The organism is Allosediminivita pacifica (genome assembly GCF_003054175.1).
In the GTDB taxonomy this organism is placed as follows: domain Bacteria; phylum Pseudomonadota; class Alphaproteobacteria; order Rhodobacterales; family Rhodobacteraceae; genus Allosediminivita; species Allosediminivita pacifica.
The window spans coordinates 14638-37166 of record NZ_QBKN01000035.1; the positions used below are offsets into that span (position 1 = coordinate 14638).

A 22529-nucleotide genomic window follows, 5' to 3' on the forward strand; every position below is an offset into this window, starting at 1 on the left:
TCATGACACCGCATCCCAAGTGGACACCGGCACCGCACATGGCCTCCGGTTCGCAGATAGCGCGTTTCGGCGCCTTTCTAGGCAATCGCCTTCAAGCTGAGGTTCCGGACTCCGATGGGCTTGCTGCCCTCGCGCTGGCTGAGCCTGGTCCCTTCTGGGACGCCATCTGGGACTACTTCGGTGTACTGGGAGACAAGGGAGAGGGACCGGCCATCACGGGCGACGAGATGATGGAGACGCGCTTCCTGCCGGGGACGCGGCTCAATTATGCCGAGAATTTGCTGGGTCTGAGCGGCCCGCGCGCGCCGGACGCGCCAGCGCTACTATTCCGGGGTGAGGACAAGGTGGCACTGCAATGGAGCTGGGCCGAACTCGAAGCACATGTCTCGCGGTTGCAGCAGGCCCTGCGGGCCGAGGGCGTGCAGCAGGGCGACAGGGTGGCAGGCCTACTGCCGAACCGCCCCGAGGCGATCGCCGCCATGCTTGCCACCTTGTCGATCGGTGCGGTCTGGTGCTCGGCTTCGCCCGATTTCGGGGCGCGCGCGATCCTCGACCGCTTCGGTCAGATCCGGCCCAAGGTGCTCTTTGCGACCGACGGCTACTGGTATGCGGGGCGAGCGTTCGATGTCGCGCCCACCCTGAGAGAAGTAGTGCCGCAGCTGGAGGGGCTCTCACGCACCGTGGTTATCGACTATCTCGGCACTGCAGAGGCCGTCGCCGGGACGCTGCCCCGGACGGCAAGCTTCGCCGCCTTCGAAAGCACGGCCGAGAACCGTCCGCTGGAATTCACGCGACTGCCCTTCGATCACCCTGCTTTCATCCTTTTCTCCTCAGGCACGACCGGCGCGCCGAAATGCATCCTTCATCGTGCTGGCGGCGTCCTGCTACAGCACCTGAAGGAACATGCGCTCCATGCCGAGGTCGGCCCGGGCGACCGGCTTTTCTACTTCACCACCTTGGGCTGGATGATGTGGAACTGGCTCTGTTCGGGCCTGGCCCGCGGCGCGACCCTGCTGCTTTACGACGGCTCGCCGTTTCATCCCGGCGCCGATGTGCTGTTCGACTATGCGACCGAGGCGGGCATGACCCATTTCGGCACCTCGGCCAAATACATCGACAGCCTGCGCAAGGCTGAATTCGTTCCGGCTGCGACGCATGACTTAGGCGCCCTGCGGGCCATGTTCTCGACCGGATCGCCACTTCTGGCCGAGAACTATGACTATGTCTACGAGGTGCTCAAGCCCAACCTGCACCTGGCCTCGATCTCGGGGGGGACCGATATCCTTTCCTGCTTCGTGCTGGGCGATCCGACAGCGCCGGTCTACCGGGGCGAGATCCAGCGGGCCGGATTCGGCCTCGCCGTCGAGGTCTGGACCGAAAGCGGGCGGCCCGCCGGCCCGGGCGAGAAGGGCGAACTGGTCTGCACCGCCCCCTTCCCATCGATGCCGTTGGGGTTCTGGGGCGACACAGGAGGAGCTCGCTACCACGAGACCTATTTCTCGCGTTTCCCCGGTATCTGGTGCCAGGGCGACTTCGCCGAACGCACACCTTCGGGGGGGTTCGTCATCCATGGCCGCTCGGACGCGACACTGAACCCCGGCGGGGTACGGATTGGCACTGCCGAAATCTATGCAGAGGTGGCGCGTTTCCCCGAGGTGCTTGATGCAGTGGTCGTCGGGCAGGAGACCGGCGACGACAGCCGCGTGGTGCTTTTCGTCCAGATGGCAGGGGACTTCACCCTGGACGAGACGCTGATCGCTCGGATCAAGAGCGCGGTACGGCGCGGCTCCTCGCCGCGTCATGTCCCCTCGGCGGTGTTGGCAGTGAAGGATATCCCCCGCACCAGGAGCGGCAAGATCTCCGAGCTTGCGGTGCGCGATATCGTGAATGGCATCGAGGTGCGGAATACCGATGCACTGGCGAACCCCGAAGCGCTTGTGTGCTTCCGAGACCGGCCCGAGCTAGCTTTGGAGCCCGCCCGCCCATAGCGTTTGATGCCACGGTTTGATGGTGTGATCCCCCGGCTCGCGTAGCTTTGGGCGCAAAGCGCCAGATTGACCTCAACGCAGAGAGCTTTTGCTACGGCGTTGATGATCCATTTGCCGACACCAACACAGGCCACTACCCGTTTCGCCGGAGAACGTTGCACGATTTCGCACCTCCATCTATCGAAAGTATCCCTCCGGCGGAGGCCGTCTGACGGGATTTCGGCGTCGGTGCTAAGTCCGACCTTATGGCCGACCATAAGTTCAGACCCGAGATCGAAGTCCTCTCCGCCGCGGACGTGTCGCGCCGACGACACTAGGATGATGCGAACAAGCTCCGGATCGTAGAGGAGAGCTTTCTGGGGCACCGCCAGGTCTCGGCGACGGCGCGGCGGCATGGTTTGTCGCGCTCGTTGCTGACGATATGGAGGCGGCAGTATCGGGCAAGCGAACTTGGCGTCGATAGACCACCCGCTTTCATCCCGCTGGCGGTTTCGCCCATGACATCTGCGGCAGTGCCCTCCACCTCACAGGAGGCGCCGCGCGAGACGCCTGATATCCAGCTCGAGATCGTGCTAAGGAACGAACGACGGCTTCTCGCCCCTTCGTCGCTGGACCCGGAGGTTTTGGCGCGGCTGCTTCCGGCCCTGGAAGGCCGATGATCGCCTTCCCGGCGGGGGTGCACGTGTGAATCGCAGGCGGGGTCACCGATATGCGGCGCGGCATGAACACCCTGGCGCTGACGGTGCAGCAGGGGCTCGGGCGCGACCCGCATGCCGGCGAGATCTTCTGCTTCCGAGGGCGCAAGGGCGACCTGGTCAAACTGCTGTGGCACGACGGGGTCGGCATGTCGCTCTATGCGAAGCGGCTGGAGGCGGGGAAGTTCATCTGGCCGACGAGCGGGAGCGGCGAGGCCGTGCAGATCTCCGCAGCCCAGCTCGGGTATCTCCTGGAGGGGATCGACTGGCGCAATCCGCGCTGGACCCAACGCCCTGCAAAGGCAGGATAAATCAACCTCACTGGCCTTATTTGCATGGGCTTTCTGATGGCCGCATGGTAGGTTTCACCCATGTCAGATGCCGCTTCCGAGATCGCCAAGCTCCGGCGCGAGCAATACGGCCACAGCTCGGATCGTCGCGCCCGCCTGATCGACCAGATGGAATTGCAGCTCGAGGAACTCGAGGCCGCGGCCACCGAAGACGAGATCGCCGCCAAGAAGGTGGCGAAGACCACGACCGTCGCCGGGCTCAAACGTCGCCGTCCGGCGCGCAAGCCCTTCCCGGAGCATCTGCCGCGCGAGCGCGTGGTGATCGCGGCGCCCACGGCCTGTTCCTGCTGCGGCTCGGATCGCATCGTGAAGATGGGCGAGGACATCACCGAGGCGCTCGAGGTCATTCCCTGGCAGTGGAAGGTGATCCAGACGGTGCGTGAGAAGTTCACCTGCCGCCATTGCGAGAAGATCAGCCAGCCACCGGCGCCGTTCCACCCTACGCCCCGTGGCTGGGCCGGTCCGAACCTGCTGGCGATGATCCTTTTCGAGAAGTTCGGCCAGCACCAACCCTTGAACCGTCAGGCCGAGCGCTATGCGAAGGAAGGCGTCGAGATCAGCCTTTCGACGCTGGCTGATCAGGTCGGGGCCTGCGCCGCCGCGCTCGCGCCGATCCATGCGCTGATTAGGGCCCATGTTCTTGAGGCCGAGCGGCTGCATGGCACGGGTGTCGCGGCTGGCATTCGCGGCGCACCGATTGCACAAAGCGCAGCGCGGGTGGCACTGACGGGGCAGGGGCGGCTGAGCGTCTTTTCCGACATGACCGATCTGGGCACCGGCAGCTATACCGTTCTGGCGCAGACGGCAGCAGAGATGATGGGCCTGGCGATCGATCAGATCGATGTGCACCTTGCCGATACCGATCACCCCACCTCGACCGGCTCGCTGGGCCAACGGGGGGCGATCAGTTCGGCCTCGGCGGTTTACGCGGCCTGCGACAAGCTGCGGGCGAAGATCGCCGCGCATCTGGGGCTGAACCACGATAAGATGGCCTTCGAGGACGGAGGGATTACCGTCGCAGATCGCCGGATTTCACTTGCGGACCTGCCCGTCGGCCTCGGCGCCGAGGCTGAAATGACTTACGGTGATCTCTCAGAGCAATACGCGCACCAGACCTTTGCGGCGCATTTTGCCGAGATCGCGGTGCATGAGCTGACCGGTGAGATCCGCGTGCGCCGACTCAGCAGCACCTGCGCCTGCGGGCGGATCCTCAATCCCAAGACGGCGCGCAGCCAGATCCTCGGGGCACAGATTCAGGGATTGGGGGCTGCCCTGTTCGAAGGTTTGGATGTCGATACCGGCGCAGGGTTCTTCGTCAATCATGACCTTGCCGGATACGAGGTTCCCACGCATATGGATGCACCCCTTCAGGATGTGGCTTTCATCGAAGAAGAGGATGCGACAGTCTCGGTACTCAAGGCAAAGGGTGTGGGGGAAATCGGGATTTGCGGTGTCCCTGCTGCCATTGCCAATGCGGTTTTCGACGCAACGGGCATACGGTTTCGCAGTTACCCGATCAATGTCGCGGCGGTTACCGATATGCTCTGAACGCCAGGCCGTAGCCCTTTCGCATCTGGGACGGATAGGACAGGACCGCTATGCCGGTCAGCGCGATCCAGCCGGTTCGGCAAGAGCGCCGGTCCAGTCTCGAATGAGGTTGAGCGTATCGCGCTCGGCATCGCAGCGTTGGATGAAGGCGGGCTGCAGGTCCGCATCCGGAGCCAACCTCGCAAGCGTCTCCAATGCGTCGCCCGGTCCGTAACCGCCGTGGGTAATGCAGGGAAAGACGCGTCGCCCTTTCAGATCGGTTTGGGTCAGGAATGTCCGGATCGGGGCCGGTATGTCCTCGCCCCAGATTGGAAACGCCAGGAAAACGGTGCCATAACGGTCCGGGGTCTCGACCTCGGCCGTCAGGCGAGGGGTCGCTTTTGCATCCCGCTGTCGTTGCGCAAGGGCAACGTGCTCTTCGTAATCAGCGGGGTAGGGGGCTGCCGTGCGGATTTCAAATAAGTCTGCCTGAAAGTCCCGCGCAAGGGTTTCGGCCACAACTCGCGTGTTCCCGCTGCGGGTCGTATAGGCGACCAGAATGTCGGCCCCGGCGCCTGCTGTCCGCGCAGCCCGCACCTGACCGGCCACGACTGCAGGTGCAAGCAGCCCCATGAGCGTCTCTCGTCTGTTGAGATCATGGAAGGATGTCATTACCCGTCCTCCATCGGTCGCAACACGCCCTCGGGCAGATGACGCTGCCAGAAGGCCGCGGCCTCGGTGATCCATCCGTCAGCGCGAGTTCCCTGGCCCGCACCGAAGCCGTGCGCCACATCCTGTACGATGTGGAGTTCAACATCCGTTCCCAATGCACGAAGGGCCTCAACCCGTGGGCGCATATTGCCCGGCGGCGCGATCCCGTCTCGGGCGCCGACGATCGCATAGGTGGGCGGCTCTCGGTCGCCGAGGTCGCTGTGCGAGGTGTAGGCCATGACGACCGCTGCCGGGCGCTGCGTGGTCCGGGCGCCGAACCCATCCGGTCCGTGAGAGCCGATGAAGGCGGCCATGCGGGCTCCGGCGGAGCTGCCCCAGACCGAATAGCCTTCGCGCGCCACCTGAAACTCATCGGCGGCGTCCATGATCAGATCTATCGCCCGCGCCATGTCCGTTGTGGCAACGCGGCCGCCTTGCCCCGTGCGATAGGTCACGACGAAAGCATTGAAGCCCTGATCGGCAAGGGCCATCGCATAGGGGAAGCCTTCGTGAACCGAGCCGACATAGGAAAAGCCGCCACCCGGAGCGATCAGCGCGAAGGGCGCGCCCGGTTGCCCCGGAAAAAAGAACAGCCCCGCCTCGTTCAGCGATGGTGTCTCGGTCCGCTCGGCCTCGGTGTAGATCTCATGAAAGACCGGCACACCTGCCTGCTGCGCCGCCAGGATGCGATTGAGCCCCGCCAGCACGACATCGCTGCGCACCTCGCTGTGATAGGGCAGGAGCTGCGCCATCCTGCTTATCGGCATATCCGCATCATAAGCCCGGTCTGCCCAGGGCAACAGGCGGCGCGCATAGCCTGCGAATTCGGGCCGTGTCAGAATATCGCCAACACCATCGCCGAGAGTGAACGGTGCAGCTGCCTGCACGCTCCGCGCGACGGGGGCGCGTTCCGCCAAAGCCGTCGCAGCCTGAGACTGAGCCTCGGCTGCACCCGCCGAAAGGCAGAATGCCAGAGCCGTCAAATTGCGCCACGCGGGACGAGGGCGGGTCGGTACCATATCGGCCTCCGCTGTCAAATGATCAGGTGTCATTGCAGGAAAATAGGGGAACACAGGCCAAATGATTAGCGCGCGCGTCCCGCTAGGCACGATAAGCCTGCCCGAATAATGCACCTGGCGAACGGCTCCACTCATCGATGCAGGTGATAAAGCCAATCGAGACGAGCCACCTAATGGGCGGGGCTGCAAACAGCCACCTTCGTTGCACATATCGCAACAAGGGAAGACACATGACCCTCCACACCCTCCTCCTGACCGCCACTGCAAGCCTCGGGCTGGCTGCGCAAGCGTATGCCTTCGAGCCGTTGACGATCATCGATCAGGGCAGTTTCAGCGCGGGCGGCACGGTTCTGAGCGAACCTGGCACCTTCGACACCAAGAACCCGATGTCGACCGCCGGTCAGACTTTCCACGGCGATCATGCCTATGCGTTCTATCAGGTTCCCGAAGCGCCGCGTTCCCTACCGCTGGTGCTGTGGCACGGCGCCTTCCAGTCGGGCAAGAGCTGGGAGACCACCGCCGATGGCCGCGAAGGGTTCCAGACCCTCATGCTGCGTCGCCATTTCCCGGTCTACACCATCGATCAACCGCGCCGTGGCCGAGCGGGTAACAGCACTGCCCCGGCCGAGGTGTCGCCCACGAACTTCGACCAGCTCTATTTCGACATGTTCCGCATCGGCCAGTGGCCGAACTACTTCGACGGGGTGCAGTTCGATGAGAGCGAGGCAACGCTGGACGAATTCCTGCGCTCCGTGACGCCGAACACAGGTGCCTTCGACGTGGATGTGGTCAGCGATGGTGTCTCGGCGCTGGTGGAGGAGATCGGCCCCTCGATCCTCGTGACCCATTCGCAGGCGGGTGGCCCCGGTTGGCTGACCGCGATCAAGAACCCGAATGTGAAAGCCGTGATCTCCTATGAGCCGGGCAGCGGATATGTCTTCCCCGAGGACGAGATGCCCGAGCCGATGACCGGATCTGCAGGCACTCTGGAGCCTGTCGCGATCGCGGACGAGGATTTTGCGAAGCTGACGCAGATCCCGATCGTGGTCTACTACGGCGACAACATCCCCGAAGAGCCGACGGAGGATTTCGGTCTCGACAACTGGCGCACCCGCCTGGCGATGGCGCGTCTGTGGGTGGATGCCATCAATGATCACGGCGGCGACGCGACGCTGGTGCACCTGCCCCAGATCGGCATCACCGGCAACACCCACTTCATCTTCTCGGATACTAACAATGCGCAGATCGCCGATCTGGCGGCGGAGTGGATCGAGGAGAAGGGGCTTGGCGATCTGGCCGACTAAGCCCGCCGCCTGCGCCGCAGATCAGACCCTGTGGCGCAGGTGATCAATCAGCAGACGGAAGGCCGGGCTCATCTGGCGTCTATTGGGGTAATAAAGGTGATAGCCCTCCCAAATGGGCCACCAGTCTTCCAGAACCGGGACAAGCTGCCCGGCTTTCAGATAGGGCTCGACGCGATCAAAAGGCAGATAGCCGATGCCGATGCCATCGAGCGCCGAGGCAAGCCGCAGCGGCAGATTGTTGAAGGTCGCGGGGCCTTCGACACGCACGCGCGTTTCCTCGCCATCCTTCTCCAACTCCCATGCGAACACCCCGTTATGGGTGGGCAGGCGCGTGTTGATGCAGCGATGATCGGTCAGATCTTCCGGCGCTTTCGGTGTTCCGTGCCTTTCGAGGTAGCCGGGCGTTGCGATCATGCACATGCGGATATCGGCACTGATGCGCACCGCGATCATGTCCTTGGCGACCTGCTGACCCAGCCGCACGCCCGCATCAAAGCTCTCGGCCACGATGTCGATCATCCCGCCATCGACGCCGATTTCCACGGTGATATCGGGGTATGTTTCGAGAAAATCCGCCAGTTTCGGTTGCAGCACCGCGATGGCCGGGTGTTCTCCCGCACTGATGCGGATCGTCCCGCGTGGGGTCTGACGATCTGAATTCAGGGCCTCCAACGCATCTTCCATTTCGTCGAACTGCGGTCCAAGTCGCGACAGCAGCCGTTCGCCGGCCTCGGTCGGCGACACGCTGCGAGTCGAGCGCGTCAAAAGCCGCACGCCCAGATTTTCCTCAAGGTTCTTGACGGTTTGCGACAACGCCGATTGCGACATGCCCAGATGCGCCGCTGCGCGCGTGAAGCTGCGGTGCCGGGCTACCACGGTAAAGGCATAAAGCTCGTTGAAGGTTCGGCGCATTGATTATGCCTTTCCGCTTATGTCGGCATTCGTCTTTATCGACCTAATCGATCAAATGGTGCGGGTCTAGATAAAGCGCAACCCCGGCGAATGGCCGGGCGATCAAATCACGCGCAGATTTCATATCCGGACGCCCATGACACAGATATCCTCCACACACCGAAAGGCCGTGCTCGCACTGATCGTGTTGAGCTACGCCATGATCGTGCTCGACATTTCGATCGTGCTGACGGCCCTGCCGCGCCTCCAGTCGGACCTAGGCTTTACCGACGCAGGACTTTCCTGGGTCTCTTCCATCTACACGCTTTTCTTTGGCGGTTTCCTTCTGCTGGGCGGCAAGCTTGGCGACCTGTTCGGTCGCCGCCGCATGTACATGACGGGCCTTGGCATCTTTGCCGTGGCCTCGCTGGCCATCGGTCTTGCGCAAAGTGCAGGATTCATTGTCGCTGCACGGGCGGTGCAGGGCCTTGGCGCTGCCATTCTCGCGCCCTCCACACTGGCGCTGCTGCAGGTCACTTTTGACGCGGGCGAAGAACGCAACAAGGCCGTCGCCTGGTATTCCGCCGCGGCGGGTGTTTCGGCCAGCTTCGGCATGGTGCTGGGCGGGCTGCTGGCCGATCTGGTATCCTGGCGTGCCGGGTTCTTCCTGAACATTCCGGTTAGCCTTGGCCTGATGATCGTGGCGCTGCGCTTCGTCCAGGAAACGGAGACCTTCAAGGGCAAGGTCGACTTCGGCGGCGCGGTCCTGTCTACGCTGGGTCTGGGCGGGCTGGTCTTTGCCTCCGTGCACGCGGCGGAAACCGGCTGGGGCAACTGGGGCTCCATCGGGGTTCTGGGGGCGGGGGCCACACTTCTTGCGGCCTTTCTGCTGGTCGAAGCTCGGGTTCGCGAACCGCTGCTGCCACTGCGCCTGCTGGCCCATGCCGAACGCAGCGGGGCCTATGGCGCGCGCGTGCTGTTCCTTGGAGCCAATGTCGCCTTCTACTTTTTCGTCGCGCAATACATGCAGGAGGTGCTTGGCCTGTCTGCCGCGATGACCGGTCTTGCCTTCCTGCCCGCCACCTTCGTGAACTTCCTCGCCGCCATGAACGTGACCCGGATGATCGCGCGGATCGGGCGCGGGCCGGTGCTGGTTCTCAGCCTCGTGACCTGCGGCTGTGGCCTTGCATGGCTTTCATTGCTGGGCACGGACAGCAACCTCTGGACGCAAATCATGCTGCCGATGATCTTCGTGGGCTTCGGGCAGGGGGCTGCCATGGCCCCGCTGACCTCCGCCGGTATCGCAGAGGTCGAGCCCCGTGATGTCGGCGCGGCCTCCGGCACCGTCAACGTCGCGCACCAGATGGGATCGTCGCTCGGCCTCGCGCTTCTGGTCGCGCTGGCAACGCTGACCTCGGCCTCTGGCACCTCGGCTGCCGCCGTCGCGGAGCGCACCTCTCATGCGCTTCTGGGCGGGGCCGTTCTTGTCCTGCTGGCGCTGGTCATCTCCAAACTCTTCATCCTCCGGCGCCTCAACTAAACGATCGAATCGAAAGGAACTTTCCAATGCAACATCGTAAACTCGGCACGCTTGACGTATCCGCCATCGGCCTCGGCTGCATGTCCATGACCTCGGTCTACGGGCCCGCAGCCGATCACGGCCAGATGGTCCACCTGATCCGCGGCGCCGTCGACCGCGGCGTGACCCTCTTTGACACGGCCGAAGCCTATGGCCCCTTTGCCAACGAGATCCTTGTGGGCGAGGCGCTGGCGCCGGTCCGGGATCAGGTGAAGATTGCCACCAAGTTCGGCTTCGACATCAATCCCGAAACCGGGGAACGCGGCGCGGGCACCAACAGCCGCCCTGCCCATATCAAGCAGGCCGTCGACGCCATGCTGAAGCGTCTGGGTACCGACCGGATCGACCTGCTCTACCAGCACCGCGTCGACCGCGATGTGCCGATCGAGGACGTGGCCGGCGCCGTCGCCGAGTTGATCGACGAGGGCAAGGTGCTGCATTGGGGCCTGTCCGAAGCGGGCCTTGATACCATCCGCCGCGCCCATGCCGTGAAGCCGCTGAGCGCCGTGCAAAGCGAATACTCGCTCTTCTGGCGTGGGCCAGAGGCCGGGCTTCTGGATCTGCTGGATGAGCTGCACATCGGCTTTGTCCCGTTCAGCCCGCTTGGCGCCGGGTTCCTGACGGGGCAGATCACCATGGATACCGTCTTTGCCGAAGATGACTTCCGCAACTTCGTGCCCCGTTTCGCCCCCGAGGCGCGCGCCGCGAACATGGCGCTGGTCGATCTGGTCCGCACCGTGGCCGAGGAAAAAGGCGCAACGCCCGCGCAGGTCGCGCTGGCCTGGCTTCTGGCTCAGCGCCCCTCCGTCGTCCCGATCCCCGGTACGACCAAGGCACATCGGCTTGAGGAAAACCTCGGAGCGGCCGCGCTTGAACTCACGGCGGATGATCTCGCGCGCATCAAGACCGCTGCCGACGCGATCTCCGTCGAAGGCGATCGCCTGCCCGCGGCTGCGATGGAAATGACCGGTCACTGATCACGATGGCCCGGCCGTTGGTCGGGCCATTTTCGTTGCGATGCGACTTGCGATGCGACCTGCCGGGCATTTCTCACTTAATGTCCCGGAGCGCGGCGCAAGATTCCGCAAAACCCACCGGCACAATCGTCGCTCTCAGGCGCGAACTCTGCGATATGGTTCATCAATCATGCACCGCTGTTCTTTCGAACAGCCGTTTGCATGCAGAGTGACCCAGGAGACTTCCGTTGCCGAAACCAGAGTTTGCGAAGCTCAATGCCTTCATCACCGTCGCGGAGATCGGCAGTTTTCGTGGCGCGGCCAAGCAGTTGGGTCTATCGCCCTCCGCGCTCAGCCACGCGATCCGGACGCTTGAAGAAGATCTCAAACTGCGGCTCTTCAACCGAACGACGCGCTCGGTTGCGCTGACCGAGGCCGGCCAAGAGCTGCTGCAGCGCATCTCTCCGGCTCTGGACGATCTGGGACAGGCGCTGGACGACGCCAGCTCCAATGCGCGGCGTCCGAGAGGGCACATTCGGATCAGCGCGTCCGAGGAATCCGTGCAGATCCTGATGCAGGATGTCATTCCGGCGTTTCTGGCACAGCACCCGGACATCCATCTGGAATTCGCGACGGAAACGCGCATGGTCGACATCGTCAAGGACGGCTTCGATGCGGGCGTCAGGCTGCATGAGGACGTGCCGCTCGACATGGTTGCCGTGCCATTCGGGCCGCCGATGCGCATGGTCGCTGTTGCCACACCAGCCTATCTTGCCGCCGCGGGCACGCCCAAGGGGCCGCAGGATCTGTCTGCACACAGGTGCGTTCGCTATCGGTTTGAAAGCGGTGCGCTGGTCAAATGGGAGATGGTGCAGGGGCCAAGCAGCTATTCGCTGGATGTCACGGGTCCGCTGACGCTCGGCAATACCAACCTCATGCTGTCTGCCGCGCTGCAATCCATCGCAATTGCCTGGGTTCCTTACCTGAGCGCTGCACCGCATCTGGCAGAAGGCCGGCTGATCCACGTCTTGCCGGACTGGGCCCCGACCTACACAAGCGCGGCCTTGTACTACCCAAAGAACCGTCACCCGCCACTGGCCCTGCGGCTGTTTGCCGAAGCTGTGCGACACCGGTCCGATAAGCGCACCGATTGATAAGCCATATCGAACAAGCCGTGCGATATTCGGGATATTGTTCGGAATCATAGCCTGAAATATTTTATGTCCAACACGCCGATCCGCGCTTTTGCCGACCGGCGAGACTTAAAAGGACATGAAATTTGACTGAGGGTATCACCGGCAAAGTGGTCGCAATCACCGGCGCCAGTTCGGGTCTGGGCGCGGAAACGGCGCGGCATTTGGTTGCGGCAGGCGCCAAGGTTGTGCTGGGGGCGCGGCGGGTTGATCGGCTCGAAGCCCTCGCGGATGAACTGGGTCGTGAAAATGCAGCGCCGTTCCAACTGGACGTGACCGATGCGGCGCAGCTTCGGGCCTTCACCGCCTTTGCCGTCGAGACCTTCGGCAAGATCGACGTCATGATCAACAACGCTGGCCTGATGCCGCTGTCTCCGCTGGAGATGGGCCGTGTCGAAGAATGGGACCAGGCGATTGATGTCAACATCAAGGGTGTCCTCTACGGCATCCACGCGGCGCTGCCCTATTTCCGGGAACAGAGGAGCGGCCATTTCATCAATGTCTCGTCTGTCGCAGGCCACGTGATCAGCCCCGGCGGCGCGGTGTATTCCGCAACGAAATACGCCGTTCGCGCCCTGACCGAGGCGTTCCGCAAGGAGGCGAAGCCCTACAACATCCGAAACACCATTCTGTCACCCGGCGCAGTCGATACCGAGCTGCCTCAGTCGGTCAAGGCACCGGGCGTGTCGGAGTTCGTGGCCAAGTTCTACGAAGACGCGGCCATATCCGCCTCCAGCTTTGCGCGTTGCGTGGTCTTCGCCTTGTCGCAGCCGGAAGACATGGATGTGAACGAGATCCTCTTCCGTCCGACCTCTCAGGAACTCTGAGCCATTAGCGGCCTTGCGCCTTCGGCGCAGGGCCGACGCGCCATCCCCAAACAAGGATCTGTTACATGACCAATTCTCCGCTTTCCATCGCCCGCCGCTCAGTGCTCGCTGCGGCTGGCGGGCTGGCCCTGTCGCAACTGGCCCGCCCCACTCAGGCCACCGCTCAGACGCAAAACGTCACGCGTGCAGGGGACTTGCCCAAGCGCAAGCTTGGTCAGCTTGAGGTCTCTGCCATCGGGTTGGGCGTGCAGAACATGCACCGCACCTATACGACCCTCATCCCCAACCGGAACGAGATGGTCGGCCTGATCCGCGAAGCGCATGATCGCGGGGTGACCTTCTTCGATACGGCCGAAGCATACGGCCCGCATGAGTGCGAGCGCATTCTAGGCGAGGCGATCAAGGGTTTCCGAGACGAGGTTGTCATCACCTCGAAGTTCGGCTTCGACATCGATTTCGAGACTGGCGAGCGGCGCGGGGGCCGCAACAGCCGACCCGAGCACATCAAGCGCGCAGTCGAGGGAATGCTGGAACGGCTCGGGACGGATCGCATCGACCTGCTCTATCAGCACCGCGTCGATCCTGAAGTGCCGATCGAAGATGTCGCCGGCGCCGTGAAGGATCTGATGGATGAGGGCAAGGTCCTGCATTGGGGCATGTCGGAAATGGGACTGCAAACGCTTCGCCGCGCCCACGCGGTCCTGCCGGTCACGGCCGTGCAAAGCGAATACTCCATGCTCTGGCGCGGCCCCGAAGGCGATGTCCTGGCCACCTGCGAAGAGCTGGGCATCGGCTTCGTCCCGTGGAGCCCGCTTGCCGTCGGTTTCCTCGCCGGTGCCATCGACGAACAGACCCGCTTTGCCGAAGGGGATTTCCGCGGCAACACCACCCGTTTTTCGCCGGAAAATCTGCCGCAGAACATGGCGCTGGTCGACGTGGTGCGCGACTGGGCGGGCCGCAAAGGGGCCGAGCCCGGCCAGATCGCCCTGGCGTGGCTGATGGCGCAGAAGCCTTGGATCGTTCCGATCCCCGGCACGACGCAGACGAACCATCTGGTGCAGAACATCGGAGCGACCGAGGTCTCTTTTTCAGCCGCCGAACTGGACGAATTGAATGCCGCCGTCCGGCAGATCGAGATGGCCGGCGCACGGTTGCCGAACGCGGTTCAGGTGATGTCCGGCGTTGAGGCGCCTACGAAGATCTAAGCTTTCACCCTGAAGCGGCCCGGTGAAACCACTGGGCCAACGCACCTCGAAATGATGACGAGAAAGTCCCAAATGTCCCAGCACCGCACCCTGACAACCGCCTCGGTGCTTGCGCTGATCCTCTCGATCTCGCCTGCTCTGTCGGATGCCCATACCGAGGACGGCGCCCTGTCAGCCCGCGAGCAGCAGGTTGTCGCCCTACTGAAATCTCTCGAAACCGTAGACGCGGCACCCGTCGCAGTCATCAGCCCGGAGACTTACATCCAACACAATCCCAGCGTGCCGGACGGTGTGGAGTCCTTCCGCGCCCTGCAATCCATCGTCGCCAATGGACTGTCTAAAGTGGACACGGTGAGGGTGTTCGAGGACGGCGATCATGTTTTTGCGCATACCGCCTATACCTTCGATGGCCCCATGGCGGGCTTTGACATCTTCCGTTTCGAGGGCGACCAGATCGTCGAGCACTGGGACAACCTTCAGCCGTTGGCGGACCCCAACCCTTCGGGTTACACGATGGTGGATGGCGCGACCGATCTGGCGGAACGGACCAGCAAAGACGCCAACAAGTCGCTTGTTCGTAGCTTCGTCGAGCAGTTTCTGGTCGACCAGAACTTCGATGCGCTGCTCGGCTTCTTTGACGGTGACACCTACGTCCAGCACAACCCGCAGGTGACCGACGGCCTATCAGGGGTGGAAAGTGCCTTCGCAGCGCTACCCGCTGCTGGCATCGAGCTGTCCTATGACACAGTCCACTACGTGCTGGGTGAAGGGAATTTTGTCTTGGTGGTAAGCGAGGGCAGCATTAACGGGCAGCCGACCGCGTTCTACGACATGTTCCGCACCCAAAATGGCAAGATCGAGGAACATTGGGACACGGTCGCGCCAATCCCGCCAGAAGGCGACTGGCAGAACGAGAACGGCAAGTTCTGAAGCCGCTCTCGCAGCAGGCCGAACACCTTCATTGCATTTTCAAGAACACGCGGCGGGGCGATCCAAAGGCCCTGCCCTTGCTTCGCACGACCAAAAAAAACAAGATAGGATCAAGATATGCGATCAACCAGAACTGCGGCTTTGGCACTGGCCATGGCCATCTTTGCCGCCGCAGCCCAGGCCGAAAACGACACGCTTCTTGCGGGGCCGGGCGTGGCAATTGCCCAAACCGAAAACGGCAAGGTTCAGGGTTTTGTCCGCGACGGGATCTTCACCTATCGCGGCATCCCTTACGCTACGGCCGCGCGTTTTCACGATCCCAAGCCGGTGTCGGACTGGGGCGGCACCCGCCCCGCGATGACCTATGGTGACATCTGTCCGCAAACGGCAGTCAATCCCTTGCGGAACTTCATGTTCTCCGGCCCGCATCTGACCCAGAGCGATGACTGCCTGAACTTGAATGTCTGGACGCCCTCGATTTCCGACGAGCAGAAGCGACCCGTCATGGTCTGGCTGCACGGCGGCGGCTTCTCGGGGGGCTCATCGATTGAAAGCTATGCCTATGATGGCGAGAACCTCAGCCGGACGGGTGATGTCGTCGTCGTGTCGGTCAACCACCGCCTGAACGTCATGGGGCATCTGGACCTATCGGCCTATGGCGAGGAATATGCGCGCTCCGCGAATGCGGGTGTCGAAGATCTGGTGGCCGCGCTTGAATGGGTGGAGGCGAATGCTGCCTCCTTCGGTGGCGACCCTGAGAACGTGACGATCTTCGGTGAATCCGGTGGCGGCGCAAAGGTGCTGACCTTGATGGCCACGCCTGCGGCTGAGGGGCTGTTCGACAAGGCCATTGTCGAAAGCGGCACCGTTGTGGGTATGGGGATGACCCTGCTTCCGCCCGCGGCGACGAAACGGGTCGGTGAGCTGACGCTGGAGAACCTCGAAATCGGGGCGAACAACCTCCAAAAGCTGAACACGTTGCCCTATCAGGCGATCGCGGAGGCCAGTCAGAAGGCGCTCGACCAAACCGCGCAGGAACAGCAGATCCAATCCGTCATGGGAATGGGCATCGGCCTTGCCTGGGCGCCCAGCACTGATGGCAGCTATATTCCTGCCGAACCCGTGGGGGAGGGCTTTCCCGGCCTCGCCAAGGATATCCCCCTGCTGATCGGCAGCAACATGACCGAATGGAACACGGTTTTCTCTCTGTTCGGCGATATCTACGGCGCGCAGACCGACAACCGGAACACATGGTTCGCCGAACAGATCGCCGAGAAACTGCAGGCGCAATACGGAGACGCGACCGGCGCCGTGACGGCCGCATTCGCCTCCGCCTATCCCGATCGCAATCCGGCTGATGCGCTTTATGTCGACAGCTTCCTGCGTGCACCCACGCTGAAGACCGCGAGCCTGAAAGCGGATCAGGGCGGTGTCCCGGTCTATAACTACCTGTTCGCATGGGACACGCCTGTCCTTGGCGGGTTTGCCATGTCCTATCACACCTCGGAAATTCCCTTCGTGATGAACAGCCTCACGCTCACCGAAACGGCCCACGGCAATGGCGACGAGGCACGGGCCCTGGCCAACAAGATGAGCGGCGCATGGGTCGCCTTTGCGCGAACAGGCAATCCGAACGTGTCCGACCTGCCTGACTGGCCCGCCTATACCCGTGCCAATGGGGCGACGATGATCTTCAGCAACCAGCCGGAGGTGAGAGAGCATCATGACGCCGACCTGATGCAGTTGCTGAACCCGGCCACCGAGTTCTGAACATCAGACCGGGGCCCTTCTCGTCTTGACGCAAAGTCCCGGTCCCATTTATCGCCCTGGCTAATGATGGCTATCCCGATTGCAGGTCTAATCGGATGACCGACCATGGCCCATTTTTATCTTTCACCTGCAACTCTCTCGGCCTTCGCCTGAGACCAATGACACCAAGGGATGTTCTCGATGAACAGATCAGCACTCACCCTTTCTGCCGGCCTCGGGCTTGCCGGAGCTTTCGCCATCGCCGCCTGGGCCGAACCCAACGAGGTCCGCTTTCCGACCGATGAGATGATCGCGGAGCTGGAGCACTACACCACCGTCACCCGCGGCAACGTGACCGAATATATGTACACCTCGCCCGAGGCGCTGGCCGCGCTGAACGCCGGCGAAGAGGTGCCCGATGGCACGCAGGTGATCTTGCAGGACTGGCGCGAGGGTGAGGTTTACCGGCTATTCGTCATGGAAAAGGGCGAAGGTTTCGGCGACGCATACACTGACGGCACGCGCACCGGAGACTGGCAGTTCCAATGGTACTGGCCCACCGGAGAGATCAACATGGACGAAGACACCGCCCGCTGCCGCTCCTGCCACATGTCGCGCGAAAGCCGCAGCTACATGTACACCTTCAATGACGCACGCCAGTACGAATGATGCCGTTCCGCTGGATTCGCCCCCTGCCGCGGCTGCTCCTCGATGGTGCGATGCTGATCTGCCTTGTGCTGGCTTTCGCCTACTGGTGGCTGGGCAACGGCGCGCATGAGGCCATCGGGACCGTCTTCCTGCTCGCCGTGCTGCGTCATGTGGCCAACAATCTCTTCTGGTGGAAGGGGTTGCGCCGGGGGCGGATGACGGTCCAGCGGGGGCTAAACGCGGTCCTCGGAGGGATGCTCGCGCTGGCGATCGTGGCGCTGCTGCTCACCAGCGTCGTCGTGTCGCGTACGCTGGCGCAATGGCTGCCTATGCCGCGTATCTTCGTACTGCAGGAAATTCACTGGTTTGCAGCCTACTGGGCTATCGCACTGGCAGCGCTGCACCTCGGCGTGAACTGGAACCGTATCTCGGCGCTGGTCCGCAAACTCTCGGGTCGTGCATTGCCAAAATGGAGCGGTCCGCTGCTCTGGGTCGTCGCGCTGGCCATCGCGGTGCAGGGCATGTTCAGCGGCACCATCCTCGGCTTCTGGCCCCGGCTGCGGTTCAGCTATTCCCTGTCCATGTGGGACTTTAACGCATCCGTGCTGCCGTTCTTCCTGCATTGGGCGGCGTCACTCCTCACGCTCGCAGTCGCAGCGCATGTTCTGTTGTCCATTGCGACCCGAAATCTGCAAATTCTTCCTGAGAAGAACAGTCGCTGATCCTGACAAAATAGACACCCGCAAGCTCTGCTACGGGCGTTTTGGTTCACCCAACTGGCGTGGTCGATAATCCAAAAAGAGTTCGCCTGTTTCTTTCATTGCGACAATCGGTGGTTGAAACCCATCGTCACCCAGATCAACCTCACCCGGTTCCGTCGTCTCCAGCACATGCTGATAATCGTAGGCTGCATTTCGCGCATCTTCCCTGATCCGGCCTGACGTTTCGTTCAGACAGTTCAGGTAGTCTTCGACCTCGCTGAAGTAGCGTCGAAACTCCGTCCGGACCTCGCCTCCGGAAAACCCAGCATCGAGAAGGTATGCAGCCTCTGGCCTGATGGGCTCGATACACAGCTCTTGGGCCGCCCCAGGAACCGTGAGGACCGCCACAATAGCCCCGGCTAAGATGAGTGGTTTCAATGGCGCCTCCTACTCCGCTCGTTCAGCCCGATCAGGCTTCCCATGATGTTCAGAGAACCAGTCCGCTGAGCCGCACCATCCCGCGCAGATAGGCCCCTGCGGAAAGGATGGTGACCTCCGGATCTGCAACCTTTGCATCGGTGATCAGCACGCAAAGCATCGCGGCATCCTCATCCAGCAGGCCTACCGCCTCCTCCCAGGCAGATGGGTGTATGCCCAGCTCAGGCAGACGTTTCTGCCCGGCGATTACGAAGGAATGGAAATCCAGCCTCCCCCGCTTTTGTCGCTCGATGTCGAGCCACATCTTCATCTCTTCGGAACAGAGGCCATATAAGCGATCACTGCCCAGGTTCTGAATGAATTTCGACTTGTGCGCCTCGCTGGCCGCCTCATCCTGTTTTTCCATGCAATGGACGCTGCCGTCAGGCTGCGGCTTATCAGTGATCATACGCGTGGGCTTGCCCACGCTCCGCGTATCGACGGGGTCGTTACAGATTACTTGGTTAGAATCTTGAGTTGTATCTTGTATATGGGACCGCTCGTTTTCGAGCGGTCGATCATGCATTTCATGCAGCAACTGAGACGCCGAAATCGTCAGCGCCTCGGCTTCAGCCTCATGGTTCTGAAGCTCTTCGAGCGACATCCGATGAAGCGCCTGGCCTGACGGCCACTCCACGAACGTCTGATAGATGCGCTCGACCGCTGCTGTCTGGCCCTGACATTCGATCAGCTCGCACAGGATGCCTTTCAGGTGCCGCTTGTGCGAACTGCGTTGGCCCCGGAGGCGGGCATGTGCCCTGCGATCTGCCTCGATCTCGTCGCGCAGAGACAGAAACTCGTCGACGCGCTTGATCGCCACGCCGAAGAAGACGCCGCAGCCGGAAAAGCCGGACCGCGCGCCATTCGCCATCGTCCGCTTCTCGATGAGCCCCGCGCGGACGAGCGCCGCTTCATGCTCTCGGATGCGGCAAGCAGTGACCCCACGCTTGTGCGCGATCTCGTTCTGGCTGAGGTAACAGCAGGGTTCATCCGGACCGCGCTTGAACGCGCTCGGCCTGGTCGCCGCGATCATGGTGCGAAAGGTCATCATCGCGGCAGCACCGATGCCAAGGCTGGACGCAACCGCATCGACAAGCGCAACGAAACCGTCGCGCTCCATGCCTCGTGGAAGCGTTGGCTTGACGGCCTCACACCGTCGGACAGGCAAGGCTTGGGGTACATGCATCTATTCGTTCCTCGTTCGGTTGAAGCGAGGCGGCGGCAGGCAAACGTCGACAGGTCGCACAAATGCGTTTTGACTTGCCTGCAAGGTTGGGAAGCTGATAGGCTAATTCCCGGTTACGGATGATTACGGGCTTGCCGGCCCTAAGTCCCTCAGCCCCCGTGGAAGGTTGCCGCCTTCGCGGGGGTTTTAATTTCTTAAGTCCTTGCTGCTCCTCTTCGTCACGGCTTTCGTGGCCGCATTCTTGTGCCCTTGGCGTACCGGGCATCGGTGATGCCGGTACCTGCGGTGATCAGTAATCCACCTGCTCGAACCCATAGTTGCCCTGGTAGTCGGTCCAATCGATGAAGACGGCCCTCCGGTAGAGGCTCGGGCAACCCTCGCCCCAACCGGCGAGACCTTTGAACGCGTCCGGCAATGATGCCACCGAACTGCCGGACCAGCTGAAGTCGCCCTGCACGCCATAGGTGCCGACACGGACCTTTTCGCTTCGGCGACAGTCGCCATCGCCGCTTTCTCGCTGCCGGGCATACTCGACGTTGTAGACTCGGATGGATCGGACGAAGTCATACTCGGCCCCGCTGATATCGACGTCGGCCACGCCATTGTCATCGGCATAATCCGCGATCAGGGACAGCATCTCATCCTTCTCGGGCCTCGGGATAAGCACCTCCTCCAGGACGGCCGGAAAAGGCCGCGGAACCGTGGGTCTAGGCCTACTGACCGCCTCATACAGGAGCGACAAAGCGTTCTCATCTTCAGGCGGGCGGTAGGTTACGCCCAAGGGGCAATTCCAGATCTGCAAGGGAGGCTCCACCGGCCAGGGCGTGATCCTGCTGATGAAAACGGATCGCGCCTCGTTGCACTCAGTGCTGCCGGGCCAGCCTCCCGCCAGACAGATCAGGATCGCGCAGTCTACTTGGTAGGCTTGGGCAACAGGAGGTGCCGCCAGGAGTAGGCCCGCACAGGTCAGGGCAGTCGCGGCACCGCGCTTCATTGCATGTCCAAAAAATAACATAGCTTCTGACACCCTCGGAACTTCACTCGGCATGTCCCCGCCGGCGCTCCGCTCTCAGGATGGTCACAGCAGGGTGATCATCCTATAGCCGAGGACGACGAGGATAGCGCCAAACTTCCAGAATAAGCGCTATTTGTCAAATGCGCTTGATGTCATCTAGGCGCTTGTATCGGATATAGGCGGGTTTATGTCTTTTGGCGCTTTTTTCAAATTTAGGCTTTAACGTTGAAAAAAGTCGTGATTCAAGGATACGCAGCACCTGTCCAGAAATTCCCAACGACAGGTGTCAGCCAATGTGGAACCCACGCGTGATTACGACTGATGCAGTGCAAAACTTCCTCGAGAAGGGTGGCAAGCTCGACTACCGCCCGATTCACACGCCAAAAGGATGGAACTGGGAGCTCTGGGCTGTTCAGCCGAACGGCGCGGCCAGCCCGGTCATTTCCTCGAAGACTGGTGAAGCCCGCGTTTTCAAGTCTTCCGACGCGCTGGTCAGCTTCCACATGCGCATTTTCCCCGACGCCGAAGGCGTTTGGGTGCCTGCACCGAAATCTGGACAAGACGAAGACACCGAGTGATCACCTCGGCGCTGCGCGCTGTCTGATCCTCCGGCCGCTCTGCGGTCCCCTCCTCTCCCTCTCGATCCTTTCCGCATTCACCGGCGGCTCACCGCGCCTCGCGCAGGCTGAGCCCATGAATGCCTCCGCGTTCCGGGCCGTCGCTGAGAACTGCGCGCCCGGTGTCGCCCCCTCCATCATGGAAAAGCTCGTCGCCGCCGAGAGTGGCTTCAACCCGTTCGCCATCGGCGTGAACGGCCCGGATCGTGCATCCTATGCGCCGCGCTCCGCCAATGAGGCCGCGCAGATCGCCGGCCGCCTGATCGCCGAGGGCAAGTCCATCGACATGGGCCTCGGACAGATCAACAGCGCCAACCTGTCCTGGCTCGGGTTGACGCCTGCCACGGTGTTCGATGCCTGCCGCAATCTTTCGGCGGCGGAAACCGTGCTGCGCGACGGCTATGACCGGGCGCGCGATGCCGGAGCAGACCGGACGCAGGCCCTGCATCAGGCACTTTCCTCCTACAACACCGGCTCTTTCACGCGTGGCTTCCACAACGGCTATGTGGCCCGCGTGCTGGGAGAGGGGTCCGTGACCGCCCCCTCAATAGAAAAGCGGTCATCCTCCCTGAGCGACGACAAGGACAGCGCGAAACGATGGGACGTGTTCGGCGCGACCACCGGATCGAACGCCTTGGTTTTCCAATAGAAGGACGCAACCATGAAGACCTTTCTGACCCGCCACCGGAGCATCGGCGCCCCGATGTTTCTAGCTGCGGTCCTGACCGCAGCGGCACAGCCCGCCGCCGCCGCAGGCTTCACCGACTTCCTGAACAACATCCTCGACGAGTTCGAAAGCGCCAGGCAACCCATTGCCCTGATCGCCCTCATGTTCATCGGCGCGGGCTGGCTCTTCAACTTCGTCGACCTGCGCCGGGCCGCGTGGGCCGTTGGCGGTGTCGTCCTGATCTACGCCTCCTCCGAGGTGCTGAGCATGATCACCGGCTGATCGGTAGGGAGG

The 22529-nt window shown here is 62.3% G+C and carries 21 protein-coding genes and 3 pseudogenes; 18 read left to right on the forward strand and 6 right to left on the reverse strand.

Annotation, left to right across the window (positions count from 1 at the left end; translation table 11 throughout):
• Positions 1-2: 2 nt before the first annotated feature.
• The 5 genes and pseudogenes from C8N44_RS20145 to C8N44_RS23910 form a co-directional block, all read left to right on the forward strand.
• The gene (locus C8N44_RS20145; RefSeq protein ID WP_107978566.1) at positions 3-1988 is read left to right on the forward strand and encodes an acetoacetate--CoA ligase; all 1986 of its coding nucleotides are present in this window, start codon (positions 3-5) and stop codon (positions 1986-1988) included.
• Between the two features lie 329 nt (positions 1989-2317).
• Positions 2318-2647 (forward strand): annotated as a pseudogene (gene tnpA / locus C8N44_RS24205) (IS66-like element accessory protein TnpA); the annotation flags it as partial.
• Between the two features lie 29 nt (positions 2648-2676).
• Positions 2677-2994 carry an IS66 family insertion sequence element accessory protein TnpB gene (tnpB, locus tag C8N44_RS20155; protein WP_308421249.1) on the forward strand — a complete coding sequence of 106 codons (318 nt, stop codon included), beginning with the start codon at positions 2677-2679 and terminating at the stop codon, positions 2992-2994.
• Positions 2995-3072: 78 nt separating this feature from the next.
• A pseudogene (locus C8N44_RS23905) lies at positions 3073-3696 on the forward strand (IS66 family transposase); the annotation flags it as partial.
• A pseudogene (locus C8N44_RS23910) lies at positions 3697-4581 on the forward strand (molybdopterin cofactor-binding domain-containing protein); the annotation flags it as partial.
• A gap of 57 nt (positions 4582-4638) precedes the next feature.
• On the opposite strand, the gene C8N44_RS20165 reads toward C8N44_RS23910, so the two are convergent.
• A complete protein-coding gene (locus tag C8N44_RS20165; RefSeq protein WP_107978567.1) occupies positions 4639-5232 on the reverse strand; it encodes a flavodoxin in 594 nt (197 codons plus the stop codon).
• Positions 5232-6290: an alpha/beta hydrolase gene (locus C8N44_RS20170; protein WP_107978568.1), complete on the reverse strand. Its 1059-nt coding sequence runs from the start codon at positions 6288-6290 to the stop codon at positions 5232-5234. The genes C8N44_RS20165 and C8N44_RS20170 overlap by 1 nt, the downstream gene beginning before the upstream one ends.
• Positions 6291-6520: 230 nt before the next feature.
• Between C8N44_RS20170 and C8N44_RS20175 the strand changes: the two genes are divergently transcribed.
• Complete coding sequence (locus C8N44_RS20175; protein ID WP_107978569.1) at positions 6521-7594, forward strand: alpha/beta hydrolase; 1074 nt, start codon at positions 6521-6523, stop codon at positions 7592-7594.
• Between the two features lie 21 nt (positions 7595-7615).
• Here C8N44_RS20175 and C8N44_RS20180 read toward each other — a convergent pair whose 3' ends face one another.
• Positions 7616-8506 (reverse strand): LysR family transcriptional regulator, encoded by an 891-nt coding sequence (locus tag C8N44_RS20180; protein WP_107978570.1) that lies wholly within the window; start codon positions 8504-8506, stop codon positions 7616-7618.
• Positions 8507-8642: 136 nt separating this feature from the next.
• On the opposite strand from C8N44_RS20180, the gene C8N44_RS20185 reads away from it, so the two are divergent.
• The 9 genes from C8N44_RS20185 to C8N44_RS20225 all read left to right on the forward strand — a co-directional run bounded on the left by C8N44_RS20185 (position 8643) and on the right by C8N44_RS20225 (position 18294).
• On the forward strand, positions 8643-10025 hold the full coding sequence (locus C8N44_RS20185) for an MFS transporter (RefSeq protein WP_107978571.1): 1383 nt from the start codon (positions 8643-8645) through the stop codon (positions 10023-10025).
• Between the two features lie 26 nt (positions 10026-10051).
• Positions 10052-11041, forward strand: coding sequence for an aldo/keto reductase (locus tag C8N44_RS20190; RefSeq protein ID WP_107978572.1), 990 nt, complete (start codon positions 10052-10054; stop codon positions 11039-11041).
• A 227-nt stretch (positions 11042-11268) separates the two neighbouring features.
• A complete protein-coding gene (locus C8N44_RS20195; protein WP_107978573.1) occupies positions 11269-12174 on the forward strand; it encodes a LysR family transcriptional regulator in 906 nt (301 codons plus the stop codon).
• Positions 12175-12299: 125 nt separating this feature from the next.
• Entirely contained in the window at positions 12300-13040 is a 741-nt protein-coding gene (locus C8N44_RS20200; RefSeq protein ID WP_107978574.1) for an SDR family oxidoreductase, read from the forward strand.
• Between the two features lie 65 nt (positions 13041-13105).
• A complete protein-coding gene (locus C8N44_RS20205; protein WP_107978575.1) occupies positions 13106-14245 on the forward strand; it encodes an aldo/keto reductase in 1140 nt (379 codons plus the stop codon).
• 72 nt (positions 14246-14317) lie between these two features.
• On the forward strand, positions 14318-15175 hold the full coding sequence (locus tag C8N44_RS20210) for a nuclear transport factor 2 family protein (RefSeq protein ID WP_107978576.1): 858 nt from the start codon (positions 14318-14320) through the stop codon (positions 15173-15175).
• 153 nt (positions 15176-15328) lie between these two features.
• The gene (locus C8N44_RS20215) at positions 15329-16945 is read left to right on the forward strand and encodes a carboxylesterase/lipase family protein (RefSeq protein WP_210204198.1); all 1617 of its coding nucleotides are present in this window, start codon (positions 15329-15331) and stop codon (positions 16943-16945) included.
• 180 nt (positions 16946-17125) lie between these two features.
• Entirely contained in the window at positions 17126-17593 is a 468-nt protein-coding gene (locus tag C8N44_RS20220) for a cytochrome P460 family protein (protein ID WP_107978592.1), read from the forward strand.
• A complete protein-coding gene (locus tag C8N44_RS20225) occupies positions 17590-18294 on the forward strand; it encodes a DUF4405 domain-containing protein (protein ID WP_107978578.1) in 705 nt (234 codons plus the stop codon). The genes C8N44_RS20220 and C8N44_RS20225 overlap by 4 nt, the downstream gene beginning before the upstream one ends.
• Before the next feature lie 30 nt (positions 18295-18324).
• Here the strand turns inward: C8N44_RS20225 and C8N44_RS23210 are convergent, their stop codons facing one another.
• From C8N44_RS23210 to C8N44_RS23915, 3 genes are all read right to left on the reverse strand, one after another.
• Positions 18325-18711, reverse strand: a complete 387-nt coding sequence (locus C8N44_RS23210) for a hypothetical protein (RefSeq protein WP_146178885.1) — start codon at positions 18709-18711, stop codon at positions 18325-18327.
• Between the two features lie 49 nt (positions 18712-18760).
• Positions 18761-19870 carry a helix-turn-helix domain-containing protein gene (locus C8N44_RS20230; protein WP_158274110.1) on the reverse strand — a complete coding sequence of 370 codons (1110 nt, stop codon included), beginning with the start codon at positions 19868-19870 and terminating at the stop codon, positions 18761-18763.
• A 355-nt stretch (positions 19871-20225) separates the two neighbouring features.
• Entirely contained in the window at positions 20226-20573 is a 348-nt protein-coding gene (locus tag C8N44_RS23915; RefSeq protein ID WP_244641152.1) for a hypothetical protein, read from the reverse strand.
• A 671-nt stretch (positions 20574-21244) separates the two neighbouring features.
• On the opposite strand from C8N44_RS23915, the gene C8N44_RS20240 reads away from it, so the two are divergent.
• The 3 genes from C8N44_RS20240 to C8N44_RS20250 all read left to right on the forward strand — a co-directional run bounded on the left by C8N44_RS20240 (position 21245) and on the right by C8N44_RS20250 (position 22517).
• Positions 21245-21529 (forward strand): hypothetical protein, encoded by a 285-nt coding sequence (locus C8N44_RS20240; RefSeq protein ID WP_107978580.1) that lies wholly within the window; start codon positions 21245-21247, stop codon positions 21527-21529.
• 115 nt (positions 21530-21644) lie between these two features.
• Positions 21645-22217, forward strand: coding sequence for a lytic transglycosylase domain-containing protein (locus C8N44_RS20245; protein WP_107978581.1), 573 nt, complete (start codon positions 21645-21647; stop codon positions 22215-22217).
• A gap of 12 nt (positions 22218-22229) precedes the next feature.
• Positions 22230-22517, forward strand: coding sequence for a TrbC/VirB2 family protein (locus C8N44_RS20250; protein ID WP_107978582.1), 288 nt, complete (start codon positions 22230-22232; stop codon positions 22515-22517).
• Positions 22518-22529: the final 12 nt, after the last annotated feature.

What these genes read in the sequence shown, in the direction of transcription:
- C8N44_RS20145 (WP_107978566.1), top strand. Translation starts at nt 3, where the DNA reads ATGACACCGCATCCCAAGTGGACACCGGCACCGCACATGGCCTCCGGT.
- C8N44_RS20165 (WP_107978567.1), bottom strand. Translation starts at nt 5,232, where the DNA reads ATGACATCCTTCCATGATCTCAACAGACGAGAGACGCTCATGGGGCTG.
- C8N44_RS20170 (WP_107978568.1), bottom strand. Translation starts at nt 6,290, where the DNA reads ATGGTACCGACCCGCCCTCGTCCCGCGTGGCGCAATTTGACGGCTCTG.
- C8N44_RS20175 (WP_107978569.1), top strand. Translation starts at nt 6,521, where the DNA reads ATGACCCTCCACACCCTCCTCCTGACCGCCACTGCAAGCCTCGGGCTG.
- C8N44_RS20180 (WP_107978570.1), bottom strand. Translation starts at nt 8,506, where the DNA reads ATGCGCCGAACCTTCAACGAGCTTTATGCCTTTACCGTGGTAGCCCGG.
- C8N44_RS20185 (WP_107978571.1), top strand. Translation starts at nt 8,643, where the DNA reads ATGACACAGATATCCTCCACACACCGAAAGGCCGTGCTCGCACTGATC.
- C8N44_RS20190 (WP_107978572.1), top strand. Translation starts at nt 10,052, where the DNA reads ATGCAACATCGTAAACTCGGCACGCTTGACGTATCCGCCATCGGCCTC.
- C8N44_RS20205 (WP_107978575.1), top strand. Translation starts at nt 13,106, where the DNA reads ATGACCAATTCTCCGCTTTCCATCGCCCGCCGCTCAGTGCTCGCTGCG.
- C8N44_RS20210 (WP_107978576.1), top strand. Translation starts at nt 14,318, where the DNA reads ATGTCCCAGCACCGCACCCTGACAACCGCCTCGGTGCTTGCGCTGATC.
- C8N44_RS20215 (WP_210204198.1), top strand. Translation starts at nt 15,329, where the DNA reads ATGGCCATCTTTGCCGCCGCAGCCCAGGCCGAAAACGACACGCTTCTT.
- C8N44_RS20220 (WP_107978592.1), top strand. Translation starts at nt 17,126, where the DNA reads ATGAACAGATCAGCACTCACCCTTTCTGCCGGCCTCGGGCTTGCCGGA.
- C8N44_RS20225 (WP_107978578.1), top strand. Translation starts at nt 17,590, where the DNA reads ATGATGCCGTTCCGCTGGATTCGCCCCCTGCCGCGGCTGCTCCTCGAT.
- C8N44_RS20230 (WP_158274110.1), bottom strand. Translation starts at nt 19,870, where the DNA reads ATGGAGCGCGACGGTTTCGTTGCGCTTGTCGATGCGGTTGCGTCCAGC.
- C8N44_RS23915 (WP_244641152.1), bottom strand. Translation starts at nt 20,573, where the DNA reads ATGCTGTCCCTGATCGCGGATTATGCCGATGACAATGGCGTGGCCGAC.
- C8N44_RS20240 (WP_107978580.1), top strand. Translation starts at nt 21,245, where the DNA reads ATGTGGAACCCACGCGTGATTACGACTGATGCAGTGCAAAACTTCCTC.
- C8N44_RS20245 (WP_107978581.1), top strand. Translation starts at nt 21,645, where the DNA reads ATGAATGCCTCCGCGTTCCGGGCCGTCGCTGAGAACTGCGCGCCCGGT.
- C8N44_RS20250 (WP_107978582.1), top strand. Translation starts at nt 22,230, where the DNA reads ATGAAGACCTTTCTGACCCGCCACCGGAGCATCGGCGCCCCGATGTTT.